Consider the following 24,642-nt stretch of genomic DNA (forward strand, 5'->3'; position numbering starts at 1 on the left):
TCTACACCAGCTCGATGGTCGTGCTCGACGTGCGCACCGGAAAACGGCAGTGGCATTATCAGCTGGTGCCGCACGACACGCATGACTGGGACGCCACGCAAGCCAGCCCGCTCTTTACGACGAAGGTCAATGGCAAGACGCGCAACCTCGTCGCCACCGGCGGCAAAGACGGCCTCCTGCATGTGCTCGACCGCGACACCCGCGAGCACCTTTACGAGACTGCCGTGACGACGCGCCAGAACACCGACGCGCCGCTCACCGTCGAAGGCACGCACGCCTGCCCCGGCGTCCTCGGCGGCATGCAGTGGAACGGCCCGGCGTTCAACCCGCAGACCAACATGCTCTACGTCCCGGCGGTCGATTGGTGCGGCACGTTCAAGAAGGGCGAAAACGTGCGGCACGTGGCCGGTCAAACCTACATGGGCGGCAGCTACGTCGAAGACCCTGTCGAGACGGCGCACGGCTGGCTGACCGCCATTGACGCCTCGACCGGCAAGGTGGCGTGGCAGTACCGCTCGCCGAAGCCGATGCTGGCGGCGGTGACGACGACCTCAACCGGCCTGGTCTTCGCGGGCGAGTTGACCGGCGACCTGCTGGCGCTCGATGCGCGGACGGGGAAAGTTCTTTATCGTTTCAACCTCGGCGGGCCGATGAATGGCGGATTGATCAGCTATGCGATCAACGGCAAGCAGTATGTGGCGGCGGTGACGGGCAGTGCCTCGGGATTTTGGAAGGCCGCGCCCGGCGCTTCGACGGTGGTGATCTTTGCTCTGCCCGATGGCAGGGATTTGGGGAGATAGTCAAAGCGTGTCTGAAGAGTCCCGTAGGAACGTGATGTTTATAGTTGCAGGCATGAAAAAGAAGCAAGCCCCGTAGAGGCGCAATGTTGACATACCGCTCCTCCGGAGCTTGCGGATCAAATTAACCGGTTGACTATAAACATCGCGCTCCTGACGGAGCTGCCCTTTCAGGCACCTTCTCATTACGTTGAGGATGAATATGAAAAGTACGCGTGTCTCACGACGGCAAGCCTTCTGGCGCACCTTGCCATTCCTGCTGCTCGCCGCTTGCAGCTTCAGCGCCAGGCCGGCGGCGGCGCAAACCTGCGAGCGCCTGTCTGATCTCAAGCTCGCCAACACGACGATCACCGCGGCGCAGTCCGTGGCCGCCGGGTCGTTCGGCGGCGGGGCGGCCTTCAAAGACTTGCCGGCCTTCTGCCGTGTGACCGGCGTCATCAAGCCGACGAGTGATTCGGAGATCAAGTTTGAAGTCTGGATGCCCGCCGCTGGCTGGAACGGCAGGTTTCAAGGCGTCGGCAATGGCGGCTTCGCCGGCTCGATCTCGCAGGCGGCGCTGGCCGGCCCGCTGATGCGTGGTTACGCGGTCGCTTCGACGGATACGGGACACAGCGGCGGCGATGCGAGCTGGGCGCTGGGACACCCGGAGAAGATCATCGACTACGGCCACCGCGGGGTTCATGAAATGACCGAGAAGGCCAAAGCCATCATCAGCGCCTTCTACGGTGCTGGCCCGAAACACTCGTACTTTGCCAGTTGCTCGAACGGCGGGCGACAGGCGCTGATGGAAGCCCAGCGCTACCCGAACGACTATGATGGCTTGATCGCCGGCGCCCCGGCCAATTACTTCACGCAGACGCTCACAGGCTTTGCCTGGAACATGCAAGCGATGCTGGTTGACCCGGCCAGCTACATCCCCGCGAGTAAATTGAAAGCCATCGAGGCGGCGGCGCTCACGGCCTGTGACGCGAGCGACGGGGTGACCGACGGCGTCATTGATGACCCCGTCGGCTGCCGCTTCGAGCCCGCGGTCTTGCTCTGCAAAGGGGCCGAGTCGGATGCCTGTCTGACGGAGAAGCAGGTCGCGGCGTTGAAGAAAATTTACAGCGGGCCGCGCAACTCGAAGGGCGAGCAGATTGTTCCAGGCTTCCTGCCCGGCGGCGAGACCGGGCCGGCCGGCTGGACAATCTGGGTTACCGGCGCGGCGCCGACTCGCGCGGCGCAGTTCTTCTTCGCCTCGCAGACCGCGCGCAACATGATCCACAACGACCCGGCCTGGGACATTAAATCGTTCAACATCGACCAGGACAGCAAGCTCGCGGACGACAAGCTGGCGCCGATCCTGAACGCCACCGATACCAATCTGAAAGCCTTCAAAGCCCGCGGCGGCAAGCTGATTCTCTATCACGGCTGGAGCGACGCGGCGCTGCCGCCGACCAACACGATTCATTATTTCCACGATGTCGTTGCGACGATGGGCCGGCGCGAGGTGGATTCGTTCATGCGGCTCTACATGGTGCCGGGCATGCAACATTGCGGCGGCGGCCCCGGCACCGACAGCTTCGGCGCGTTCGTCAACGCCGTGCCTGCGGACGCGCAACACGACCTGACGGTGGCCATCGAGCGATGGGTTGAAGCCGGCGTCGCCCCCAACCAGATCATCGCCGCAAAGCGGCAGAGCAATGACCCGAAAAGCGCCATCACGCGCACGCGCCCGCTCTGCCCTTACCCGCTCGTCGCCCGTTACAAGGGCAGCGGCAGCACAGACGACGCGGCCAACTTCGTCTGTGCGAAAGAGCAACTGATGGCCAGTCCCGCGAAAGGGACGATGAAGTAATCTTTTTCAAACGGCTCAGCAAAACAACTCAGCGAATCAGGAAGGTGAACAAGCGCGTCGCCGCTACCTTGACGCGCGACAATCGGGCGCGGGCGCTGCGAAAGACCTTACGCTCTTCCATCTCACCAAAAATCGAGTAAGCCACCGGCGTCACCAGCAACGTCAGCAGCAAACATAAGCTCTGCCCGCCGATGATCGTTACCGCAATCGCTGAACGCTGCGCCGAGCCTGCGCCGATGCCGATGGCTGTCGGGATCAAGCCCGCGACAATCGAAAACGTCGTCATCAGGATGGGCCGCAAGCGCACGTGATTCGCTCGCAGGATCGCCTCACGCAGCTCAACGCCTTCCGAGCGCAGCTTGTTGGTGTAATCCACTTGAAGGATGCCGTTCTTTTTGACGATGCCTAACAACAGCAAGACGCCGAGCGCGCTCCACAGGTTCAAGGTGCGCCCCGTCAGCCACAGCGAAAGGAGCGCGAACGGAATCGATAGCGGCAGGCTCAACATGATGGTGAACGGATGCAGGAAGCTCTCGAACTGCGCCGCCAGCACCATGTACATGAAGATGGATGCCAGCAGAAAAGCGATGATCAGGTTCGTCGTCGTCTCGTCCAACACCTTCACCGAGCCGAGAAAGCGGTACGAGAAACCCGGCGGCAGGCCGACGCCTTTGATGATCTCTGTGGTCGCGCGCGCCGCCTGGTCAAGCGGAAAGTCGGGCGCGTTGTTGGCGTTCACCGTCACCTGAAACTGGCGGTTGAAGCGTTCGATGCGCGACGGGCCGAGCCCTTTCTCAATCGTTGCGAGACTGTCTAAGCGAACCTGCCCGACCTTCGTCGAGGGAATCATCAAGCGCGCCAGCACCTCGCGGTCGCGCTGCTGTTCGGGCAGTAGCTGCATGGTCACGTCGTACTGTTCGTCGCCTTCTTTGTAGACTGAGATTTGATCTTCGCCCGAAATCATCAAGCGCACGGCGCTCGCCACGTCCGAGGCGCGCACCCCTAAGTCCGAGGCGCGCTGGCGGTCAATCTTCACCTGTAGCTCAGGGTTGTTGAGGCTCAAGGTCGGCTCGACGTCGAGCAGCCCAGGCACCTGGTGCATGCGGTCGGCGATCTGCTTCGACAGGTCGGCGGCTTTTTGAAAGTCGGGGCCGAGAATCAGCGCGCGAATCGGGAAGAAGGTCTCGCCGCCGCCGAGCGCCGACGGGATGACGACCTTGTAACGCAGGTTGCGGTACTCCGCGCAAATCTTGCGGAGCCTGGCCGCCACATCCAGGTTGGTCGCCTTGCGTTTGGACACATCAACCAGGCGCACGTAGATGTGATTGTGGCTCGACAGCCCTTCGTGGATGAACGGGTTGACGAACTCGACTTCGGGTATCTCGGCTTTGAAGCGGTCGCTGATCTCGACGGCCATCTTCGAGGTGCCTTCAATCGAAGTGCCTTCGGGCCAGTTCATCGAAACCGTCAACTCGCCCTGGTCATCGGGCGGAATCCAATCGCGCCCGACCATCGCATTGAGCGGGAAGGTCAAGGCGAAAGTCGCAAGCGCCACCGTGATGACGACCATGCGGTGATTGAGCGACCACACCAGCATGCGCCCGTAGACGCGGTCTACCCAGGCGAAGAAGCGTGAATCCTTCGAGGTGTGGCCAGGCGCTTCGGCTTCAGGGGACGCGGCTACGGTTTCGGCGGCGGCAACCGGCGCGTCGCTCGCGGCTTCATCGCGCTTGCCCTGCAAACGGCGCAGCATGCGCGAGCTGAGCATCGGCGTCAGCGTGAACGACACCAGCATCGACACCATAATCGAGAAGGCCATCGTCCAGCCGAACTGATTGACGTAGCGCCGCGCGTAGCCGTTCATAAAGGCGATGGGCACAAAGATGATGACCAGCGAGATGGTCGTCGCAATCACCGCCAGGGTAATCTCTTTGGTCGCCACGATGGCCGCCTCTTTCGGCTCAAAGCGTTTTTCTTCGATGTAGCGGACGATGTTTTCCAGCACGACGATGGCGTCATCAATCACGATGCCGACGGCCAGGGTCAGCGCCAGCAACGTCATGTTGTTCAGCGTGAAGTCCATCGCCTTGAGCAGCGTGAAGGTCGCAATGATCGAAGTCGGGATCGCCACCGCCGCAATCAACACCGAGCGGAAGCTACGGATGAAAAACAGCACGACCAGAGAGGCCAGCAACGAGCCGAACAGCAGATGCTCTTCGAGCGAAGCGACCGAGGCGTTGATGAATTCGGACTGGTCGCGGATGATGCGGATGGTGACGCCCGTGGGGAGTGACTTCTGAATGTCTGCGAGCTTGCGCTTAACGGCGCTGATGATCTTGACGGTGTTGGTGCCCGACTGGCGGCGCACGTCGAGGGTGACGGCCTGCTTGCCTTCGATCTGGTTCCAGGTGCGCGGCTCGGCAAAGCTGTCTTCGACGCGGCCCACGTCGTTCACCCGAATCGGCGCGCCGTCGACGTTGGCAACGATGACATCGCCGAACTGCGAGATGGCGTCAATGCGCCCGAGGGTGCGGATGCCCATCTCGGATTCGCCGCGGATAATGCGCCCGCCGGGAATCTCGATGTTCTCGTTCTGCACGGCGCGCTGCACCTGATTGATCGTCAGGCCGTGGGCGTTCAGCTTTTCAGCGTCGAGATAAAGCCGGATCTGCCGCTCGCGCGCGCCGGTGAGACTGACTTCGCCGACGCCGTCTACGGTTTCGAGCACGCGCTTGATCTGCTTGTCGGCAATTTCGCTGGTCTCGCGCAGGCTGCGGTCGCCGGCAACAACCAGTGAGATGACCGGATCGGCGTCGGGGTCGGCTTTTTGAATGATGGGCGGCAGGATGTTAGGCGGCAGTTGACGCAGCGCCCCTGCAACCTTTTCGCGGACGTCCTGCGCGGCGCTTTCGATCTCGCGTTCGAGAACGAACTTGCATTGAATGCGGGCGCTGCCTTCGGTCGCCGTCGAACTCAGCTCGTCGAGGCCGCTGATCGTGCTGACCGCTTCTTCAAGCGGCAAGACGACCTGCGTGGTGACCTCTTCGCTGGTCGCGCCGGGCAAGCGCATGTTGACGGTGACGGTCGCCGGGTCGGCTTTCGGGAACAGGTCAACCCCGAGGTCGCGGAACGAGAAGACGCCAAGCACGACCAGAAAGGTAATCAACATCACGGCGAAGACCGGACGCTTGACGCACAATTCAGCAAGTGACATCGTTCGACCCCATTTAAGACAGGCAGGCTACGGGACGATTTCGACGGTGGCGCCGTCTTTCAGCTCCTGGCCCTTCGCCGGCAGCGCAATCCGCTCGCCTTCGCTCAATCCCTCGGTGATCTCAACCTCATCGCCGGCGCGCTCGCCGAGCTTCACCTCTTTCTCTTTGAGCGTGTTGCCTTCGATGACGAAGAGCTTGTAAACGCCGTAGACGTACAGCAGCGCATCCTGCGGCACGAACAGCGAGTTGGCGACGTAGCTCGACGGGATCGTCGCCTTGACGAAGAAGCCCGGCTTCAGCGCGTTGTCGTGGTTCTCGATCAAGGCTTCGACTTCAAAGGCGCGCGTCTGTTGATCCACCGAAGGATTGATGCGGGTGATCTTCCCCTTGAAGGCGCGGTCGGCGTAGGCCTCGACGGTGACCGTCACCTCCTGGCCTTCGTGAACCCAGGCGGCCATCTTTTCGGGAACTTTCAAACGCACGCGCAGCGGGTCGATGTTGACGATGACCATCACCGGCGTCTGCACTTTCAGGTACTGGCCCTGTGTGACGCTACGCTCTTTGACCTGGCCGGCGAACGGCGCGCGGATCGTCGAATCGCTCAGCTTCTTCTGCGCCAAGCGCGTCGAGGCGCGCGAGCCTGCGAGCTGCGCACGCATATTCTCGACGCCCTGAACCGCCAGGTCGTAAGCGGCGCGCGCCGCGTTGTAGCGGGATTCGGCTTCGTCATAATTCTGGCGCGGCAGCACGCCCTGTTCATAGAGCGCCTTGGCGCGGCGGTATTTCTGTTCGGCGTCGGCCAGGTCGGCGGCAGCGCGCTTGACTTCAGCGGCGGCGCGCATATCTTTCAGATCGTCGTTCTCGTCGTTGATGCCGAGACGCGCCCGCGCCTGCCGCAAAGCGGCGCGTTGCTGTTCTAAAGCCAGCTCCAACTCGGCGGGCGCGACCTTGACGATGGGCTGGCCTGCGCCGACGCGGTCGCCGACGTCTGCGAGAACGCGCTCGACCCGGCCTTCGACTTCCGAGCTGACCGTGACCTCTTCATAAGCGAACAGCGAACCGACCGACTCGATATTGCGGCGAATCGGCTTCATCGCGATGGCGAGGGCGCGGACGCTGACCAGGCGCGCGGCGCTGGCGCTTTCGATGGTCTTGCCTGACGACGACTTTGAGCAGGCGGCGGAGGCGACGGCCGCCATCGTAATGAAGATGACGATCAGCGCGCGGCGGGCGCTGCCGCGGGGCAGTCGCGTAGCGGCGGTCTGAAATCCACGACCGGGCATAAGCTTCCTTTCCAAATGGCTGCGAGTGCTAAGAACCGAATCGGCAAAGATCATACATCAACCGGCCATAGATTGCGAAGCCTGCGCCTTCACCGCCAACCATTATATGTTTGCGCGGTTGCAGCCGCCTGGCCGAATGGCCTCAAAGCGTCTGCGCCGCGCACGTGGCGAGGGTTGTAGAGTCTCGCTATGCCACTAAATGACGGTCCGGGTTACGGGCGCTGATCGGCGCGGGCGAGGAAGGTTCTTAATGGGTAGTCGGATGCGGAGCAATCGGTTCATCTGCCGCTACTACAAATCAGCTTTGATTTCTCACGGCCTCATCAACACTTCTTGGTTCTGTCGCAGAATACCACCCCAAAACGCTCAATCGTCACATACCCGGCGTTTCTATAAAGCGACTGTTCCCAACCCTTGTTTTTGTCGGCAAGGAAGCAGACGTTGGCCGAGTCCTTGCGCAGGCGCTCGCTCACCTGGCTGAGGAATCTTACGCCGTACCCTTTGCGGCGCTCTTCGGGGCGTACCCACAGGCTCTCCAGATAAGCCACCTCGGGCGTTAACGTGATGACGTCGAGCTTCACGATCAGCCTGCCCCGCTCGACCCATACCCAGGTGCGACCGCGCCCGATGCGCCGCGCACAACGGCTTGTAAAGCCTGCGGCGTCCAGCGCCAGACTGTCGACGCCGATCTCCTCGATGCCACACTGATTATTTGCCCACACGACTTCATCCAGGTCACCGGGTGTGGCTGGGCGCACGTCGGGCAGAGGCGCAAGGGCGGGGTTGGCGGGCGCGCCGCGGAAGTCGAATAAGTTGTAGCAGTCCATCGCCTTGTGATTGTCAAGCGAGTCCGCGTAACACTCGACGAAACGTAACATCTGCGGCTCAGGAGCAAGCAGGAGGAAAGGATTTGCCGTCGCCTTCGCCAACTCGCTGAAGGACGCGATGGCCCCGTCGCTGCGGGCGTCGAGCACGGTGTTATGGCCGATCAAGGCGACGCCTTCGATCTGATTCCGAGCGCCGCGGTAGGCGTGAAAGTCGCCCCGGTTGTGCGGGCTGACCAATCCGTTATCCGTGATCATTCCGAGCAGCCCGAAGGTCTGTAGCGGGCGCTGGGCGAGGAAGCGGCGCACTTCCGGCTCGTCCCGCCCGGTCAGGCGCTGGGCGCAGGGTCGCGGGGCGGGCCGGCAGCAGCTCTTGGCGACTTCCATATAGGTTTGGGCTGGGGCTAACGTATGCACAGTTTCTCCTGTTACATTGGCGTCGGTTTCGGCAGCCGGGCACGTGACGGGCACGGCCGCGCTACTGCATACACGACGTATCATCGCCATTTACCATCACGAAAGCCTGGTAAGAGTTGCTCAGCAGAAAACCGTTGCTCAACAAAAAGCCATTGCTAAGCAGGAAGCCGTCGCTATAGATCGTGCCGTTGCTGAGCAGGAAGCCGTCCGGCAGCATCGTGCCGTTGCTGAGTAGGAAACCGTTGCTGAGGAAGATATTGCCATTGCCCAGCGGGTAGCCGTTGCTGGTCAGGATCGAATCGCCGACCGCACAGCCATTTGTCACCTGTGTGGCGTTCGACAGCAGGAATCCATTACTGAGCAGAAAGCCGTTGCTCAGCAAGAAGCCCTGCCCGTACATGAGCTGGTACCGGGTAATCAGCTCGGTGCCGGTCATGTAGCTGTAGTTGCCGATGATCCCCTGCGCCCAGGTGAAGGTCGAGCCGGCAATCGTCGTCTGTGGCACGGGCGGCGTCGCAACGGTCAGCAGCGGGTCGCCGAGCGGCGTCTGCGCCGTCAGGTCGGTACGCACCAGCTTGGCCAGTCTGACAGCCCCTTCGATGTTGAGCTCGCCGGCGCCCTGCTCAAGCATGTTGAAGCCGGCCAGCGGCTGTGCCGTGTACATGAGGATGGCTTTGACCAGGCTGGGCGTCAGCTTCGGGTTGGCTTGCAGCATCAGGGCGACCGCGCCGGTGACGCTCGGGGCGGACATCGAGGTGCCGCTCATGTACATCACCCGCTTATGCTCGTCGGTGAAGGCATGGGTATCGAGTTGCGGGTAGTGTACGACGATAGAGTTCGCCTTCGCCTCCGCCTGGACGACTTTGTTGCCGGGCGCGACGAGGTCCGGTTTGATCAGGTTGTCATAGTGGTTGACGCCGCTTGCGTCCGTCCAGTAGCCGCGCGTCGGCCCACGCGAGCTGAAGCTCGTCACCACGTCATCGGCGCGCGAGTCTGTGCCCATGCTGTTGGCGCAGCCGACCGTAATCGCCGAGGGCTCGATGCCGGGCGAGTGAATCGCGCCGTAGATCGCTTGCCCGTTTTCATCCTTACCATTGTTGCCGGCGGCGGCGACGACGACGATGCCGGCGTCAACCATCCGGCGGACGGCCCGGCAAATGGGATCGTCCTGGTAGGAGGCCACTGCCGGCGTCCCAAGGCTCATGTTGACGACGCGGATCCGATACTTTGTCTGGTTAATCAGCACCCAGTTGATGGCGTTCAGGACGCCTGAAACCGTCCCGACCCCATTCGAGTCAAGGACGCGCAGGTTAATCAGGTCGGCGCCGGGCGCGATGCCAGAGTAAGCGCCGTTAGAGAAGTTACCGACGCCCATCGCCAGCCCGGCCACGTGCGTGCCATGTCCGTAAGGGTCAGAATCTGTCACCGCTTCGCCGGTGAAATCAGCCGCGGCCTTTATCCCGCCGCCATCCGCCACCGTCTTGTGATCTCTGTATATGCCCGAATCGAGGATGGCGATGCCGATGCCTGTGCCGTTCAGCGTGTAGGTCTTGCCCTCCGACTTGAGCTGTGTGCGCACGGCGTCGGCGCCAGTGGTCGCCGTCAGGTGACCGAGCGCCTTCACATCGTTGTCGGCGGAAATGAACTGCACGTCATCGCTCTCAGCCAATCCTTGTAGCGCGCCGACAGGTAACTCGGCGGCCAGCATTTGAAGCTCGCTCAACTGGTTGTGGACGTGAACGCCATAGCGATTGAGCGACTGCGCGAGGCCAGGGCTTTGCGCATCTTTGACCTGCACGATGGTGCGCATGGAGTCTCCGTTGGCCGCGTGCGCCAGGACATCCTTCAGTTCATGCGACAGTTTGCTGTCCCGTGACCTGCCATGGTCGCCGCTGCCTGCCCCCTTCCCGCCTGGACCTGTGCCTGGTGAGCCGGCCTGATCTGCACGGGAGACGTAAGCGCCACCGAGTAGCTGCGACGCAATAAGAGCGAATAGAGCTAAGAATACGGTCGTTCGCGTAAGACGATTCTTTTTCATGAGCATTCGCTGACTGGACGGCATAGTTTCAGAACCCCCGGATGCGTAGGGCAATCAGCAAGCCATGAGGAAACATAATCGAAGAGTGCAAAACTGACGGTAGTTTTCCCTACTTAGGCCGGTTGAAGGCGCTTCTGCCTTCCATCATTCTGACAGCGCCAGTTCTGTCAAATTGATCGAAAGTCATCGCTCGCTGCGCCAGTTCTCAGGTGGTCAAATCCAAAGCCATCGTGTTTGGCGCTTTTAGCCTAGACAGTTCAAATCCGCACCCGGCAACCCGCTGCCACGTCGAGAGCGCCCGCGCGCCGATCAAACAACGGGAATTTCAGTCTAGGACAACTGCCAGAGATGCGCGCCGCCGTCGCTCGCTCGCATCGCGGCTAGGGAAACGGCTCCGGCTTTGGTATATTTCTGAGCCGGACGCGCAATCGCTTTAACCGGATTGTCGGTGGCAAAAACGTTTAGCGGAGGGGCAAGCTGATGATTACGATCCAGGCATTCGATGGCGGCGAGTTCGAAGCTTATCTGGCCGAGCCGGCGAGCGGCAAAGGGCCGGGCATCGTCTTGATCCAGGAGATTTTCGGAGTGAACGATGTCATGCGCGACATCGCCGATCACTATGCCGGGCTGGGCTTCGTCGTGATGTGCCCGGACCTCTTCTGGCGACAGCAGCCGGGCATTCAGTTGACCGATAAGACCGACGCCGAGTGGGCGCGCGCCTTCGAGCTTTATAAGGGACTGGACGAAGCCAAAGCCGTAGACGATGCGGCGGCGACGATGAAGGCGTTGCGCGCGCACACGGCCTGCACGGGGCATGTCGGGGCCGTCGGCTACTGTCTCGGCGGCAAGCTCACCTATCTGCTCGCCGTGCGCCACGACCCGGATTGCGCCGTCGGTTACTACGGCGTCGGCATCGAAAACGCGCTCGATGAAGCCAAGAACCTGCGCGGCCCGCTAACCCTGCACATCGCCGGCAAAGATCAGTTCTGCCCGCCCGAAGCGCAGGCAAAGATTCACGCGGCGCTCGATTCGCACCCGCTGGTGACGCTCTACGATTACCCCGAACAGGATCACGCTTTTGCCCGCGTCGGCGGTGCGCACTACGACCCTGCGTCAGCAGAACTGGCGAACCTGAGAACGCTCGAATCGTTCGTGCGCCGCCTGATCGGGAGACAGTCATGAGCGTGTCTTTATCTGACCTCTGGGACGAGCACCTCAAGCATGAATTCGCCACCCGCGACACCGAAGCGACGCTTCAGACGATGGTCGAAGATGCGTACGTCAACCATGTGCCGGTGATGACGGGCGGCGTCGGGCGCGAGCAGTTGCGCCAGTTTTACTCTGTGCGCTTTATCCCGCAGATGCCGCCCGACACGCGCACGACGTTGGTTTCGCGCACCGTCGGCGATGATCGCCTGGTCGAAGAGATGGTCTTCGAGTTCACGCATACGATCAAGATGGATTGGATGCTGCCGGGCATTGAGCCGACCGGCAAGAGCGTCCGTGTGCCGCTGGTCGCCATCGTCCATTTCCGCGACGATAAACTGGCGCACGAGCACATCTACTGGGATCAGGCATCGGTGCTGGCGCAGATCGGCCTGCTCGACACCGAACGGCTGCCGGTGGTCGGCGCTGAGTCGGCGGAGAAAGTGCTTGATCCGAGCCTGCCTTCTAACCGCCTGATGGATCGCGCTGACGTCTGATTCGAAGAAAGCGGTGGGACTGCGGGGATTTTGATTCTCTGCATGTTTGTGCTGAAGGTTCGGTCGCTGATTACCAAAGACCTTTCAGGCTCAACACAAAGCCTGGAAGGATGGTGTCGCCTGGCACCGCTTCTGGCTGCTGCAAACATTCGACGGAATGTCCGGGGCGATAGACATAAACCCGCTTGTCTTTTGGGTCAATCAGCCATCCCAACTGCGCGCCATTATCAAGGTATTCAGTCAGCTTGTCTTGCAACGCAGACAAGCTGTCGTCCGCCGAGCGCAACTCCAGCACAAAGTCAGGGCAGATGGGCGCGAAGCCTTCTTTTTCCTGGTCAGTAAGCGCATCCCAACGGTCGCGCCTGATCCACGCCGCATCAGGAGAGCGTTTGGCCCCGTTGGGCAGTTTAAAACCGGTTGACGAATCGAAGGTCAGCCCGCTGCCATCGCGTTTCGCCCATGCCGTGAGTTGATAATTGATGTCGGCATTGCGCCAGCCAGTGATCGAGCCTGTCGGCGGCATAATGATGAGTTCTCCCCCGGCGGTGAGTTCAAACCGCAAGTCTCGATTGTCCCGACACAATTGCAGAAACTGCTCATCGGTCAACTGTAGGGAATGCACGTCAACCGCGACGGGTAAGGCGTTGGGCGAGACTTGCTCGAAAACATCTGTCGTCATCGGGTGCTCATTCCTTCAAAGTCGTTAAACCTTTGCTCTATGATCTATGATTCCTGGCCAGCTTGCAATGATTTAGGAGCGACTAATGCGGCCTGCCAATGTTAAGCTGGCCAGGGAAAGTGGCTCGAAAACATTTCCGTCCCGCCTTGACAATCATCAATCTAAGCTATATAAATTTTATATAAGATTTATACGTTTGAGCGGATGAGAGAAGCGATGCAGAAGACGAGAGTGAGAACCTTTTCAGCGACCGAGCGCGATCTGGCGATGCTCGATGCCGTCGCCCGTTATCACGGCTTGAACAAGAGCGCGACGATTGCCAGCCTCGTGCGCAAGGAGTTTTGGAGAGTCTTCCCCGCCGGCACCGGCTCGATCAAGCCGGATCGCGGGGCCAAAGTGGAGGGCAAATGAGCACAGCATTCATCAATCTGCATTCGAGCGCCGCGGCGCAGGCCGATTATTCGGCGCTCATCCGGGAAATCCGCGAGCTGGCCCGGCAACGCAACGCCATCATTCTGGCGCACAACTACCAGGCCCCCGAAGTTCAGGACGTCGCCGATGTCACAGGCGACAGCCTGGGCCTCGCGCTCGAAGCACAGCAGACCGACGCCGAATTGATCGTTTTCTGCGGCGTTCACTTCATGGCGGAATCGGCGAAGATTCTCAACCCTGAAAAGAAAGTCCTGCTGCCGAACCTATCCGCCGGCTGCTCGCTTGCCGATTCGATCACCCCTGAAAGCCTTCAGGAGTGGAAAGACCGCTACCCCGGCCACACGGTTGTCACCTACGTGAATTCGACCGCCGAGGTCAAAGCCATGAGCGACATCTGTTGCACCTCGGCCAACGCGGTGTCGGTGATTCGCAGCCTGCAAACAGATAAAATCCTGTTCACGCCTGACCGCAATCTCGGCAACTGGGTCAAGCGACAGGTGCCCGAAAAAGATATCGTCGTCTACGACGGCGCTTGCCCGACGCACGACGTGCTGCGCGGCGCCAACGTCAGCCGCGTGCGCTCGGCCTTCCCCGATGCCGTCGTCATTGCCCATCCCGAATGCCGCGAAGACATCATCGCGCTGGCCGACGAAGTCTGCTCGACGACAGCGATGGTCGGGCGCATCGCCAACTACCCGAACACCAAGACCTTCATCGTCGCGACTGAAAGCGGCATCGTCCACCAGATGAAGAAGCGCTACCCCGACCGCGAGTTCGTCATGGCCGATGGCTGCATCGGTTGCCGCCTGCATTGCCCTTACATGAAGATGATCACGCTCGCCAACGTCAAGCGCTCGCTCGTCGAAGACAAGTTCGAGATCGCCGTCGAGCCGGACGTGATGGAAGGGGCGCGGCGCGCCCTTGAGCGCATGCTCGCCGTGCCGCGTGATAACTGAGACGCGGGGACACGGCGACGCGGCGACACGGCGAGGGAAAGCAACAGAGACTGACCGCTCATCTTTCCCCGCGTCGCCGCGTCGCCGTGTCGCCGCATCGCCCCTCGTCTTCTCTCCGCGTCGCCGTGTCGCCGCGTCCCCGCGTCACTCTTCCCGCGTCCCCGCGACTGCTCACTCTGTGCTAGAATAATTCAAACTTTCGCGCCGCCCGCGCGGTCTAAGGTTCTGGATAATTAGCAGGCCGAGGTTCGCAATGATAAAGAAGCTATCCATCGCCCCGATTTTACTGGTGATCGTCGCCGGGTTTGCCGCCTTAAGCGTCAGCGCGCAGGTGCGGCCGCGCGCGAATCCTCTACTGAGGGAGCCGCGCGGCGACAGCCCAGACGCCGGCGACCCGCAATTTGGCCGTCGCCGCCCCTTTCCGCCCGGCGGCGTTAATCGTCCGCCGCTCAACAATCCGCAAGCGAACCGCCAGCCGGGAGCCAATCAAGCGAGAAAGCAGCGGCTACAGCAGATGCTCATGCAGCGTCTCGACCTCAGGCCGGAACAGCGCATGCGGATGCAGGAGATTCGCCGCAGCCACGACGATGAAGTGATCAGCGCGGGCCGGCGTTTGCGGCAGGCGCGGGCCGCGCTTGACCGCGCCATCATGAGCGAGAGCTATAACGAAGACGCCGTGCGCCGCGCCACCGAAGAACTGGCCGCCGCGCAGGCTGACAAGATTCGTCTGGAATCGCGCATCCGCTCGCAGGTGCGCGGCGTGCTGACCAGCGAACAGGTGCTGGAATTCAACCGCCTTCAGCGCGAGCTGCGGCGCGAGATGCAACAGCAGAAGCGCGGCATGCAGCAGGATCGCACGGGGCCGGCAGAGCCATTAGTCCCGCCCTCGCGACCGCCGCTCGATGACGACGATTTTGATCTGCTCAGCCTGCTCACGTTCGAGAATTGATTCCTTCTCCATCCCTCTACAGGCGCGGCGAATGGCTGATCGATCAGTCATTGGCCGCGCCTTTTGATTTTCGCTGACTGGACAGAGCCGAATGGCGGCCATTAGAATTCAAGGCTGTACTTTTCACGAAATTCATATTTGAGGGAGGAAGGATGGAAGAGCAGGAGATTACCTACCACGCGGTCGAGAAAGACGGCGTTGTCACAGCGATCTGGGAGATGCAGGGCCGCAAGCACCTGCGCACGATTGACCCGCGCAGCGAAGAGGGCCGCCGCATCCTCGGCGCTTACACGATAGACGAGCACGAGCATGCGCACGCCGCCGAACAGAGCGAAGCGGTGCAGTAAGCCCGCATTCTTTATCGTCAGTCACTGGCGCTGACCGGTTGATGCGTTATCGATTGAGGGGCAGGCGCGTTGTCTGCCCCTCAACTATCCACCGTCTGCGCCGGGCCGCTGACCTGTACCCGCCCGACAAGCACCACTCACCGCACCGATCATCGAAAGGACGTGCCCGTGTCTATCGTGCTTGAGCAGATCACCAAGCGGTACGGCAACCAGTGGGTCGTCGATAACGTCGCGCTCGAAGTCGCCGACAAAGAGCTGTTCGTGCTGCTCGGCTCGTCGGGCAGCGGCAAGAGCACGATCCTGCGCATGATCGCCGGCCTGACGGACCCCACCAGCGGGCGCATTCTGCTGCATGGCCGCGACGTGACTCGCCTGACGCCGCAGAAGCGCGGCACCGGTTTCGTCTTTCAAAACTACTCGATCTTTCGCCACATGACGGTCGCCGAGAATATCGAGTTCGGCCTGAAGATTCGCAAGGCAGCAAAAGAGGAACGGGCGCGGCGGCGCGATGAGTTGCTTGAGTTAGTCGGGCTGGCGGGCCTCGGCAGCCGTTACGCGCACCAACTGTCGGGCGGTCAGCAACAGCGCGTCGCGCTGGCGCGGGCGCTCTGTTACGAGCCGGGCGTCTTGCTGCTGGACGAGCCGTTCGGCGCGCTCGATGTCAAGATTCGCGCCCAACTGCGGCGCAGCCTGAAAGAGATTCAGCGGCGGCTCGGCGTCGCGACCATCCTGGTGACACACGACCAAGAGGAAGCCTTCGAGCTGGCCGACCGCATCGGCGTGCTGGAGCATGGGCGGCTGCTGGAAGTCGGCGACGGCGAAGAGTTGTATGCCAGACCGCGCTCGCTCTTTGCGGCGACCTTTCTCGGCGCTGGCACGGTGTTGGTCGGGCGCGCCGAAGCGGGTCGCGCGCGCTTTGGCTCGCTGGCGCTGCCCATTCCCGAAGACACGCCCCACGAAGACGGGGCGCGCGTTCAGTTGCTCTTTCGTCCCGAGCAGGTCGCGCTGGCGGCCGACGCCCCGGCGGCTGAGCTGCCCTTGCTCGGCCGGGGCGAGATCATCGAGCAGAACTTCACAGGCCCGCTGCGCCGTGTGCGATTGCGCCTGCCGCGACTCGAAGCGGCACGCCAACTAGCGCCGCCCTTGCCGTTCGGCGAAGAAGGCATGTTGATCGATGCGGCGCTGCCGTCGGAAGTCGAGCTTGACGGCGAGCAGCTATGGGTAGCGCTGCGCGGCTGGACGATCCTCAAACAACCGGAGCCGCGCCTGCTGGTTTATGACATCGGGCAGGGCTCGGTCTCGCCATTACAGTTGACGCGCTTGCTGGCCGACAAGCTGCAAGCGGCCGCCACCGTGCTTACCGTTGCCGAAAATCTTGAGGCCGCTGAAAGCTTACGCTCGACACTCGGCGCGCGGCAGCAGAGCGCCGGGCTGACGGACGCAGCTTTACAGATTCGTTATGGAAACACGACCGAGCAGATCGCCGCGGCGCATGCCGAAGCGATTTACGAAATGCTGGTGATGTCGCCGCAGCCGCGCACCGGGCGATTGCGAGCGCGGGCGGCGCATCGGCAGTTACGCGAAGCGCGGGCGGCGCGACAACTGGGTGATGCGCTATTGACGGCGCTTGAGCGCACGGACGTGCCGGTGCTGGTCGTCAAAGGGGAGCGCGCGAAACTGGAGCGCCTGTTGATCTGCACGGCGGCGGGCGAGCCTGGCAAGAGCGACGTGAAGGCCGGCGGGCGGCTGGCGCGGCGGCTGGGCGCGCAGACGACGCTGCTCTTTGTGACAGGGGACACGGACGATGTCAACGCCTTGACGCGCCGCCATCTGAATCAGGGCGCGGCGACGCTGCGGGCGATGGACGTCCCCTGCGACGTGCGCGTGCGCATGGCCGGAACGCCGGTCGAAGGCATTCTCGCCGAAGCCGCGGCGGGCGACTATGACCTGATCGTCATCGGCTTTCACGGCCCACGCTCGCATGCCTTCTACAAATTCAACGACGTCATGCTCCGCGTGCTCGAACAGGCCGACCGCCCGGTGCTGGTCGTGCCGACCGATAGAATGTAAGAGTCATGAGTAAAGAAAGTGATGCGTGATGAGTTGAAAGTGATGAGACAGTCGTGATGTTCACTGTGACTCCTTCCTACGCATCACGCGTCACGCATCACGCATCACTTTCTTCGTGAGGTAGGAATTGACAAGCAGCGAAGAGAAGCAACGCACACGACAGATCATCGCGCGACTCAGGCGCGCCTATCCCGACGCGCATTGCAGTCTGAATTACAGTAACCCGCTTGAGCTGCTGGTCGCCACCATCCTGTCGGCGCAATGCACGGATGAGCGCGTCAACCTGGTCACTGCCGACCTCTTCAGGAAATACCGCAAGGCCGAAGATTACATCAACGTCGAGCCGGCGGAGCTGGAGCAAGACGTTCGCTCGACCGGCTTTTACCGCAACAAGGCGAAAGCCATTCAAGGCGCGTGTCGTTTGCTCATCGAGCGCCACAACGGGCGCGTGCCGGCGACCTTTGATGAGCTGCTTGAGCTGCCGGGCGTGGCGCGCAAGACGGCGAACGTCGTCATGGGCAACGCCTTCGGCACGGCGGCAGGCGTCGTCGTTGACACGCACGTCGGGCGTCTGTCGCAACGGCTCGGGCTGACGGCCAACGAGCAGCCGGAAAAGATCGAGCGCGATCTGATGGCGCTCGTGCCTCAGAAAGATTGGGTTGATTTCGCGCACCTGTTGATCTATCACGGGCGCGCGGTCTGCAAAGCGCGCAAGCCCGAATGCGCCAGTTGCACGCTCGAAGACCTCTGCCCGTCGTCGCTGCTCAAGACCTAGAGCGGTTTTCAAATAGATGTAGCGCAATCTGTTAGATTGCGCAGTGGCTCGCGCAAGCTGTCAGCTTGCGCTACTTGGCAAACGCAATCGAAATCCGCTATAGAAGCCTTCCGCAAACAACTTCGACACGGTGGTGCGGCTATGCGATAATGCCGCGCATGTGCTGAATCTCATCTCTCAGGAGAAATCCGAATGGCGAAGAAACAGACGCAGATCACCGTACGTGTGATTGCCAAGGATGGTAAGTTTCTGGGCGACGACATCGGCGGCTCGCTCATCACCATTTACAATGTACAGACCGGCGAGCTGCTGGCTAAGGGCTACACCAGAGGCGGCTCAGGCAATACCACAGAGATCATGCAGACGCCGCGATTGTGGAGCCAGGCGATTCCGACCGATGGCGCTTCTGATTACACCGCTCGCCTCGATCTCGATGAGCCGTGCCTGATCGAAGTCACCGCTTATGGCCCGCTCGGCGGCTTGCAATCAACTCATAAAGTATCGGCGACGCAGTGGGTGATTCCCGGCAAAGACATCACCGGCGGCGACGGCTTTTTGCTGGTGATGCCCGGACTGCTAGTGCAGGTCGTCGAGCCGATCACCCACTTGAATCTCGCCAGCCTGCCGGCGCAGATTAATTTTGCCGCCAACGTGACGATGATGTGCGGCTGCCCCATCAGCCCCGGCGGCGTCTGGGACAGCAAGGATTTTGAAGTCGGCGCGCAGATCAGAAAAGAGGGCCGCATCATCGATGAAATCAAGCTTGCCTACGCCGGCGAGGTCAGCCAGTTCAAGGGCAGCTATACACTCAAGCGCAAGGGCTACTACGAAGCCGATGTCTATGCGTACCAGCCCGGCACGGGCAACACCGGCACAGGCCGCGTGACCTTTTTCTACGAGCCGCCGGCGAAATAGCCGGGCGCTCGACCGGTCGGGCCTGACCGGTTAGCTTGACTCAGCGATGACCGCGTCAGCTTCGATCTCAACGAGCCAGTCGGGATCGATGAAGCGCACGACCTGCATCACGGTGTTTGCCGGGCGAATGTCTTTGAAGAACTCGCCGTGAACCGCTGCGACGGCTTGCCAATCTTCGATGCGCGTCAGCAGAATGCGCGTGCGCGTGACATCGGCCAGGCTGGCGCCGAGCTGTTCGAGCGCCGCCCGGACAATCTCGAAACAGCGACGCGCCTGCGCCGCCGCATCACCCGGGGCGACGGTTTTGCCGTCCGCGCCAATGGGCGCGGTGCCGGCAATGGCGATGACCTGGCCGGCGCGCACGCCGCGCGAGATGCCGATACGCGCCTCGTAAGGCGAGCCGGATGAGGCGCGCTGTCGCGGCAGGTGGTTCATGAATTCTCACTCCGCATCGCTGAACGAAGCAGCCCCGTTACGACCGAGCAGGACCATTGACGACGGTGAGCGCGGCACGCTAGAGCCTGCGGACGGTCTCTGCCTGCGGCCCCTTCGGGCCATCGATCATAGTGAACTCCACAACCTCTCCCTGCTTCAGCGTCTTGTAGCCATCCGACTGGATGGCTGAGTAGTGAACAAAAACGTCCGGGCTGCCCGGCTGCTCGATAAACCCATAGCCCTTGGTGTTGCTGAACCATTTGACCTTGCCTTGTGCTGTGACCATGGATGTGTCTCCTCCAAATGCGATTCAAGTTATAGCGCCTGCAATCTTTTCCAGCCCGTCCGGTGGCCGCCCGGAAGCGAAGATTGAACGCCCCGGCGCACAGACGCGTCCGGACTGCAACCGAAGCCGAATCGGTTATCCCCTTTGTGCCCGGAACGGCCAGTGGCCGCCCGCTCCCATGGTTAACGGTCGTGTTGAGAGGCGCGAAGGCGAGGGGCCAACGCCCGCCCGTCACGCTTGGCTCAAACAAAGAAAGCCGCGAAGCGACACCCGTTAATGACGAGTCTCGCTTGCGGCTTTGCTCTCACTGTTCTGAGTCTTTAGCCAAAAAGTGCAATTCGCTCAAGCAAATTTCACCCGAATCGGGCCGCATACTAACGCAACGCCCGGATGGAGTCAAGCGAAATGCTTTGAGATTACGGTTACTTCTAAGCCATCGCGGCATGCCCGCCGCGTCGGCCCCGGCAATCAATCAGTCGCCGGTGACCTTCAACATCATCAGCGCTTTGCAGGTGCCGCAATAGGCCGCGATGCCGCGCGTCTCTTTACGGACGGCCTTGGGGTTCAAGACCTCTGAGTGAATCGTCTGCGCCTCTGGCTTGTCGTTGTTCGCCCGCGTCACGATGAAGCCATCGCCATACTGGAAATGATTGTCCAGGCCGGTAGTGTTGTCCTTGAGGTTGACGAAATCGCAGCCGCAACAGATTTCAGTCACGCGTGAGAAAAATATGCCGCGCGCGCGGCGCGCGCTTGCGGATACGGCCACGAGGCGGCGCGGAAGGCGCGTATTCGCGCTGGCATATTCCTTGCTCAAATAGCTTTGCTCAAACACTACCGCGCCAGTGGGTAAGAAGTAAGGGTAGCTGTTCGGTTGAACAATAGGCATTAAACATGATGTGCGTCCCAAACTCATAAGAGTTACCACCCAGATACAGAACAGAATCATTCCGCAGAGGTAGAGCGCGCCGGCGCTGAACTGCCGTACCCGTGCGCGTCCGCCGCTCTACCTGAACATTGAAGGAGGTACGACGATGAATCTTCCGCAAAGAAGATTGACAGCGAATCGGAGAACAGTGCAGCGCGTCCTATCGCTGATGCTAGCGGTGCTGCTCTCTTCCCTCTCTGCGTTCCCAGTATTCGCGCAAACCGAAACCGGTCAGATTACAGTGAAAGTAACGGACCCGCAGGGCGCGGTCATCCCCGGCGCGACCGTGACCGTGCGCTCGGTTGACCGCGGCACCACGCTGCCGGCAGTGACGAGCAGTGAAGAAGGCACGGCGACGATCACTAACCTGCAACCCGGCCTTTATGAAGTCACCGTCACCACCGCGGGCTTCGCCAATTTCACACAGCAAGCGCAGGTGACCGTCGGCGCGCGCCTGTCCATCGAAGCCGCGATGTCGGCGACCGCCCGCGGCGAAGTCATCAATGTTGTCGCCGGCGAGGGCGGCGTCGAGGTCAACACCCAGACGCAAGAGCTGTCGGATGTCGTCTCGCAAGCACAGGTCACCGAGCTGCCGACGATTACCCGCAACCCTTATGACCTGGTCGGGCTATCGGGCAATGTTTCGGGGGCCGACCCGTCAGGTCGCGGCACCGGCTTTGCCATCAACGGCCAGCGGGCGTCGAGCACCAACATCCTGCTCGACGGCGGCGAGAACGTTGACCTGTTCAGCGCCACCGTCGGCCAGAGCGTGCCGCTCGACTCGGTGCAGGAGTTCCGCGTCATCACCAGCAACTTCTCGGCTGAATACGGGCGCGCTTCGGGCGGCATCGTCAACGTCGCCACGCGCGCCGGGACGAATGACTTCCACGGCTCGCTCTACGAGTTCAACCGCATCTCGGCGCTGGCCTCCAACAGCTTCGAGAACAACGCCCAGGGCATTCCGAAGGGCGTCTTCACGCGCAACCAGTTCGGCTACTCGGTCGGCGGTCGCGTCATCAGAGACAAGCTCTTCTTCTTCAGCTCGACCGAGTGGACACGCATCCGTTCGACCGGCGAAGTCATTAGCCTCGTGCCGACGCCGCAACTGCTCGCAGCTTCAGGCGCGGCGACGCAAGCCTTTTTTAACAACTTCCAACTGGTGACGCCGATCAATGGCACCATCTTCACGGCGGGTCAATTGGGCATTACGAGTCTGCCGGCGGGCCTGCCGGCCTTCGGCCAGGTGCGGCTGCCGCGGGCGGTTGATGTCGGCGGCGGCACGCCGGGCAACGACTGGCAGACCGTTGGGCGCTTCGACTACAACTGGAGCGAGCGCACACAGGTCTACTTCCGCGGCGCTTTCCAGCAGGGCGACAACCCTGCGGGCACCGTCAGCTTCAGCCCTTACCAGGGCTTCAACACCGGGTTTGATTACCGTAATCAGAACTACCTGACTTCGGTGACTCACTCTTTCTCGCCGACCCTGGTGTCGCAGACCAAGGTCATCTTCAACCGCCTGAACCAGAATCAAGGGCTGAACGCCGACCAGCCGCCGGTGCCGACGCTCTACTTCTTCAGCAACGCGGTGGGGACGATTGGCGGCTTCCCGATTCGCCTGCCGGGCTATCTGCCGACCAGTCCGGGCAGCGCCATTCCGTTCGGCGGCCCGCAGAACTTCTATCAGGCGTATGAAGACATGAACTGGACGCGCGGCAACCACACATGGCGGTTCGGCGGCCAGTACATTCACATTCGCGACAACCGAACTTTCGGCGCTTACGAGAATGCCGTGGCGACGCTCGGCACCAACTTCTCAAACGCGGTCTCCAACCTGCTTGCGGGCCGGCTGGCCGCTTTCCAGGTCGCCATTGATCCGCAGGGCGCTTTCCCCTGCTTCCGCAACCCGGCGACCGGCGCGACCATCGTGACGCCGGAATGCTCGATCACCACGCCGGTCACGAGTCCGAGCTTCAGCCGCAGCAACCGCTACCACGAGTGGGCGGCTTACGTGAACGATTCGTGGAAGGTGAAGAACAACCTGACGCTCAACCTCGGCCTGCGCTACGAATACTATGGCGTGCAGCATAACGCCGACCGCTCGCTCGACTCGAACTTCTATCTCGGCGACGGCTCCAACATCTTCGAGCGCATCCGCAATGGCCGTATCCAGCTGGCCAATGACTCGCCCGTCGGCGGGCTGTGGAAGCCCGATTACAATAACTTCGCGCCGCGCCTCGGCATCGCCTGGGACATCTTCGGCGACGGCTCGACCAGCCTGCGCGGCGGCTATGGCATGGCGTACGAACGGAACTTCGGCAACGTCACGTTCAACGTCATCCAGAACCCGCCGAATTATGCGACGGTGCAGATCACGCCGGCAGTCGTGCCGGGCGGCGTTCTGCCCATCAGCACCAGCAACTTCGGCGTGCTCGCAGGCTCTGGCATCACACGGCCCTTGCCGGCGACCAGCCTGCGCGCCGTTGACCCGGACATCGTCAACGCCTACGCGCATTTTTGGAGCGCCGCCCTGGAGCGCCGCGTCTTCAGCAACTCGGTCGCTTCGGTCGAATACAGCGGCTCGGCGGGGCGCGAGCTTTACTCGATTGCCAACATCAACCGCCGCGGCTTCGGCAACGTCTATCTCGGCGACACGCTGACGACCAGCGGCTTCGGCTCGGGGCGCTTAAACAATGCCGGCGCTTCCGACATCAACTTCCGCTCCAACGGCGGGCGCTCGAACTACAACGCGCTGATTCTCTCGTTCGATTCCAGCAACCTGCAAAAGTGGAATCTGCGACTGTCGGCGCGCTACACCTACTCGGTGTCGAAAGACAACCTCAGCACGACCTTCTCGGAATCGAGCAACAACTTCAACCTCGGTTTCCTCGACCCGTTCAACCCGGACGTTGATTATGGCTACGCCGACTTCGACGTGCGGCACCGCTTCGTGACCAGCTTTACCTGGGGCGTGCCGACGTTCGGGATAGACAGAGGCGCTTTCCACCACATCCTCGGCGGCTGGGAGCTGACCGGCATTTTCACGGCGCGCACCGGCTCGCCGTTCTCGGTCTTCGACTGCACGAACTCGATCTTTGCCGAATCACCGTGCATTCGCGTCCTGGCCAACGGGCCGGTCAACTTCCATCCGAGCATCAGCCGGGATGATGTTGGCGTCGTTGACCAGTCGAACCGTTACCGCTTCGTTGATCTGTCCGGGCTGACGCCGGGCGGGTTCGTCAACCCGATCACCGGCAGCAACGACCCCGGGCCGTTCCCGTCGAATATGACCCGGCGCAATGCCTTCCGCGGGCCGGGCCTGTGGAATTTCGACGGCGGTCTCTACAAGAACTTCAAACTCGGCGAGCGCGTCAATTTGCAGATGCGGCTTGAAGCCTACAACGTCTTCAACCACGCCAACGCCTTCGTGATCTACGGATTCCCGGAAAACGAAATCTCCAACGGCTACGTGCCGGCGTTCTTTGAAGGGCGACGCAACGTGCAGTTGGCCGCCAAGCTGATTTTCTAACTTCAGGTGAATGATCCTCCTAAGGAATAACCCATAAGCCTGACTAAGGGGAGCCACGCGGCTCCCCATTTTTTATGGCCGCGGCGCTGCACATTTCGCTTCCGGCGGGCGCGGCACGCGACGCCTGGCGCATCCGCGACATCATCCGGCAACTGCGCAACCCGCTGGCAAAGAACTGGGCCGGCGTCTCGACCCGCTGATCCGATGTGGCTAAACGCGGCGCGGCTGGTTAC

At 61.6% G+C, this 24,642-nt stretch carries 21 protein-coding genes; 13 read left to right on the forward strand and 8 right to left on the reverse strand.

All coding sequences use genetic code 11. The features are described from left to right. Together VJ464_09470 and VJ464_09475 are read left to right on the forward strand one after the other, a co-directional pair. Nucleotides 1-800: PQQ-binding-like beta-propeller repeat protein (locus VJ464_09470; protein ID HKQ05349.1), on the forward strand; the 800-nt coding region annotated here is incomplete at its 5' end. Nucleotides 801-999: 199 nt separating this feature from the next. Further along, a complete protein-coding gene (locus tag VJ464_09475) occupies nt 1,000-2,634 on the forward strand; it encodes a tannase/feruloyl esterase family alpha/beta hydrolase (protein ID HKQ05350.1) in 1,635 nt (544 codons plus the stop codon). Between the two features lie 28 nt (nt 2,635-2,662). On the opposite strand, the gene VJ464_09480 is transcribed toward VJ464_09475, so the two are convergent. From VJ464_09480 to VJ464_09495, 4 genes are all read right to left on the reverse strand, one after another. Next, nucleotides 2,663-5,848 carry an efflux RND transporter permease subunit gene (locus tag VJ464_09480; GenBank protein HKQ05351.1) on the reverse strand — a complete coding sequence of 1,062 codons (3,186 nt, stop codon included), beginning with the start codon at nt 5,846-5,848 and terminating at the stop codon, nt 2,663-2,665. 27 nt (nt 5,849-5,875) lie between these two features. Beyond that, nucleotides 5,876-7,132: an efflux RND transporter periplasmic adaptor subunit gene (locus tag VJ464_09485; GenBank protein ID HKQ05352.1), complete on the reverse strand. Its 1,257-nt coding sequence runs from the start codon at nt 7,130-7,132 to the stop codon at nt 5,876-5,878. Between the two features lie 323 nt (nt 7,133-7,455). Then, nucleotides 7,456-8,373, reverse strand: coding sequence for a GNAT family N-acetyltransferase (locus tag VJ464_09490; protein ID HKQ05353.1), 918 nt, complete (start codon nt 8,371-8,373; stop codon nt 7,456-7,458). Nucleotides 8,374-8,434: 61 nt separating this feature from the next. After that, nucleotides 8,435-10,183 carry a S8 family peptidase gene (locus VJ464_09495; protein HKQ05354.1) on the reverse strand — a complete coding sequence of 583 codons (1,749 nt, stop codon included), beginning with the start codon at nt 10,181-10,183 and terminating at the stop codon, nt 8,435-8,437. A gap of 708 nt (nt 10,184-10,891) precedes the next feature. Here VJ464_09495 and VJ464_09500 point away from each other — a divergent pair. Together VJ464_09500 and VJ464_09505 are read left to right on the forward strand one after the other, a co-directional pair. Continuing rightward, a complete protein-coding gene (locus VJ464_09500; protein ID HKQ05355.1) occupies nt 10,892-11,593 on the forward strand; it encodes a dienelactone hydrolase family protein in 702 nt (233 codons plus the stop codon). Next, a complete protein-coding gene (locus VJ464_09505; GenBank protein HKQ05356.1) occupies nt 11,590-12,114 on the forward strand; it encodes an ester cyclase in 525 nt (174 codons plus the stop codon). The genes VJ464_09500 and VJ464_09505 overlap by 4 nt, the downstream gene beginning before the upstream one ends. A 70-nt stretch (nt 12,115-12,184) precedes the next feature. On the opposite strand, the gene VJ464_09510 is transcribed toward VJ464_09505, so the two are convergent. Further along, a complete protein-coding gene (locus VJ464_09510; protein ID HKQ05357.1) occupies nt 12,185-12,721 on the reverse strand; it encodes a Uma2 family endonuclease in 537 nt (178 codons plus the stop codon). A 288-nt stretch (nt 12,722-13,009) separates the two neighbouring features. Between VJ464_09510 and VJ464_09515 the strand changes: the two genes are divergently transcribed. From VJ464_09515 to VJ464_09545, 7 genes are all read left to right on the forward strand, one after another. Further along, on the forward strand, nt 13,010-13,204 hold the full coding sequence (locus VJ464_09515; protein ID HKQ05358.1) for a hypothetical protein: 195 nt from the start codon (nt 13,010-13,012) through the stop codon (nt 13,202-13,204). Next, on the forward strand, nt 13,201-14,181 hold the full coding sequence (gene nadA, locus VJ464_09520; GenBank protein ID HKQ05359.1) for a quinolinate synthase NadA: 981 nt from the start codon (nt 13,201-13,203) through the stop codon (nt 14,179-14,181). Before VJ464_09515 ends, nadA begins: the two co-directional genes overlap by 4 nt. Before the next feature lie 253 nt (nt 14,182-14,434). Next, nucleotides 14,435-15,130 (forward strand): Spy/CpxP family protein refolding chaperone, encoded by a 696-nt coding sequence (locus VJ464_09525; GenBank protein ID HKQ05360.1) that lies wholly within the window; start codon nt 14,435-14,437, stop codon nt 15,128-15,130. Between the two features lie 152 nt (nt 15,131-15,282). Then, the gene (locus VJ464_09530; GenBank protein HKQ05361.1) at nt 15,283-15,477 is read left to right on the forward strand and encodes a hypothetical protein; all 195 of its coding nucleotides are present in this window, start codon (nt 15,283-15,285) and stop codon (nt 15,475-15,477) included. Between the two features lie 69 nt (nt 15,478-15,546). Then, nucleotides 15,547-17,547 carry an ATP-binding cassette domain-containing protein gene (locus tag VJ464_09535; GenBank protein HKQ05362.1) on the forward strand — a complete coding sequence of 667 codons (2,001 nt, stop codon included), beginning with the start codon at nt 15,547-15,549 and terminating at the stop codon, nt 17,545-17,547. A 127-nt stretch (nt 17,548-17,674) separates the two neighbouring features. Continuing rightward, nucleotides 17,675-18,322: an endonuclease III gene (gene nth / locus VJ464_09540; protein ID HKQ05363.1), complete on the forward strand. Its 648-nt coding sequence runs from the start codon at nt 17,675-17,677 to the stop codon at nt 18,320-18,322. 192 nt (nt 18,323-18,514) lie between these two features. Beyond that, entirely contained in the window at nt 18,515-19,237 is a 723-nt protein-coding gene (locus tag VJ464_09545) for a hypothetical protein (protein ID HKQ05364.1), read from the forward strand. Between the two features lie 30 nt (nt 19,238-19,267). On the opposite strand, the gene VJ464_09550 is transcribed toward VJ464_09545, so the two are convergent. From VJ464_09550 to VJ464_09560, 3 genes are all read right to left on the reverse strand, one after another. Beyond that, entirely contained in the window at nt 19,268-19,672 is a 405-nt protein-coding gene (locus VJ464_09550) for a RidA family protein (GenBank protein ID HKQ05365.1), read from the reverse strand. A gap of 79 nt (nt 19,673-19,751) precedes the next feature. Then, complete coding sequence (locus VJ464_09555; GenBank protein ID HKQ05366.1) at nt 19,752-19,958, reverse strand: cold shock domain-containing protein; 207 nt, start codon at nt 19,956-19,958, stop codon at nt 19,752-19,754. 472 nt (nt 19,959-20,430) lie between these two features. Next, complete coding sequence (locus VJ464_09560) at nt 20,431-20,904, reverse strand: hypothetical protein (GenBank protein ID HKQ05367.1); 474 nt, start codon at nt 20,902-20,904, stop codon at nt 20,431-20,433. Between the two features lie 220 nt (nt 20,905-21,124). Between VJ464_09560 and VJ464_09565 the strand changes: the two genes are divergently transcribed. Further along, nucleotides 21,125-24,409, forward strand: a complete 3,285-nt coding sequence (locus VJ464_09565; GenBank protein ID HKQ05368.1) for a TonB-dependent receptor — start codon at nt 21,125-21,127, stop codon at nt 24,407-24,409. A gap of 74 nt (nt 24,410-24,483) precedes the next feature. Continuing rightward, complete coding sequence (locus tag VJ464_09570) at nt 24,484-24,609, forward strand: hypothetical protein (protein ID HKQ05369.1); 126 nt, start codon at nt 24,484-24,486, stop codon at nt 24,607-24,609. The last annotated feature ends 33 nt before the right edge of the window (nt 24,610-24,642 follow it).

Source organism: Blastocatellia bacterium (genome assembly GCA_035275065.1).
Lineage (GTDB): Bacteria > Acidobacteriota > Blastocatellia > UBA7656 > UBA7656 > DATENM01.

Bases quoted from the DNA above. Each gene is read 5' to 3' on its own strand.
- VJ464_09475 (HKQ05350.1), top strand. From the start codon at position 1,000: ATGAAAAGTACGCGTGTCTCACGACGGCAAGCCTTCTGGCGCACCTTG.
- VJ464_09480 (HKQ05351.1), bottom strand. From the start codon at position 5,848: ATGTCACTTGCTGAATTGTGCGTCAAGCGTCCGGTCTTCGCCGTGATG.
- VJ464_09485 (HKQ05352.1), bottom strand. From the start codon at position 7,132: ATGCCCGGTCGTGGATTTCAGACCGCCGCTACGCGACTGCCCCGCGGC.
- VJ464_09495 (HKQ05354.1), bottom strand. From the start codon at position 10,183: ATGCGCACCATCGTGCAGGTCAAAGATGCGCAAAGCCCTGGCCTCGCG.
- VJ464_09500 (HKQ05355.1), top strand. From the start codon at position 10,892: ATGATTACGATCCAGGCATTCGATGGCGGCGAGTTCGAAGCTTATCTG.
- VJ464_09505 (HKQ05356.1), top strand. From the start codon at position 11,590: ATGAGCGTGTCTTTATCTGACCTCTGGGACGAGCACCTCAAGCATGAA.
- VJ464_09515 (HKQ05358.1), top strand. From the start codon at position 13,010: ATGCAGAAGACGAGAGTGAGAACCTTTTCAGCGACCGAGCGCGATCTG.
- nadA (HKQ05359.1), top strand. From the start codon at position 13,201: ATGAGCACAGCATTCATCAATCTGCATTCGAGCGCCGCGGCGCAGGCC.
- VJ464_09525 (HKQ05360.1), top strand. From the start codon at position 14,435: ATGATAAAGAAGCTATCCATCGCCCCGATTTTACTGGTGATCGTCGCC.
- VJ464_09530 (HKQ05361.1), top strand. From the start codon at position 15,283: ATGGAAGAGCAGGAGATTACCTACCACGCGGTCGAGAAAGACGGCGTT.
- VJ464_09545 (HKQ05364.1), top strand. From the start codon at position 18,515: ATGGCGAAGAAACAGACGCAGATCACCGTACGTGTGATTGCCAAGGAT.
- VJ464_09550 (HKQ05365.1), bottom strand. From the start codon at position 19,672: ATGAACCACCTGCCGCGACAGCGCGCCTCATCCGGCTCGCCTTACGAG.
- VJ464_09555 (HKQ05366.1), bottom strand. From the start codon at position 19,958: ATGGTCACAGCACAAGGCAAGGTCAAATGGTTCAGCAACACCAAGGGC.
- VJ464_09560 (HKQ05367.1), bottom strand. From the start codon at position 20,904: ATGATTCTGTTCTGTATCTGGGTGGTAACTCTTATGAGTTTGGGACGC.
- VJ464_09570 (HKQ05369.1), top strand. From the start codon at position 24,484: ATGGCCGCGGCGCTGCACATTTCGCTTCCGGCGGGCGCGGCACGCGAC.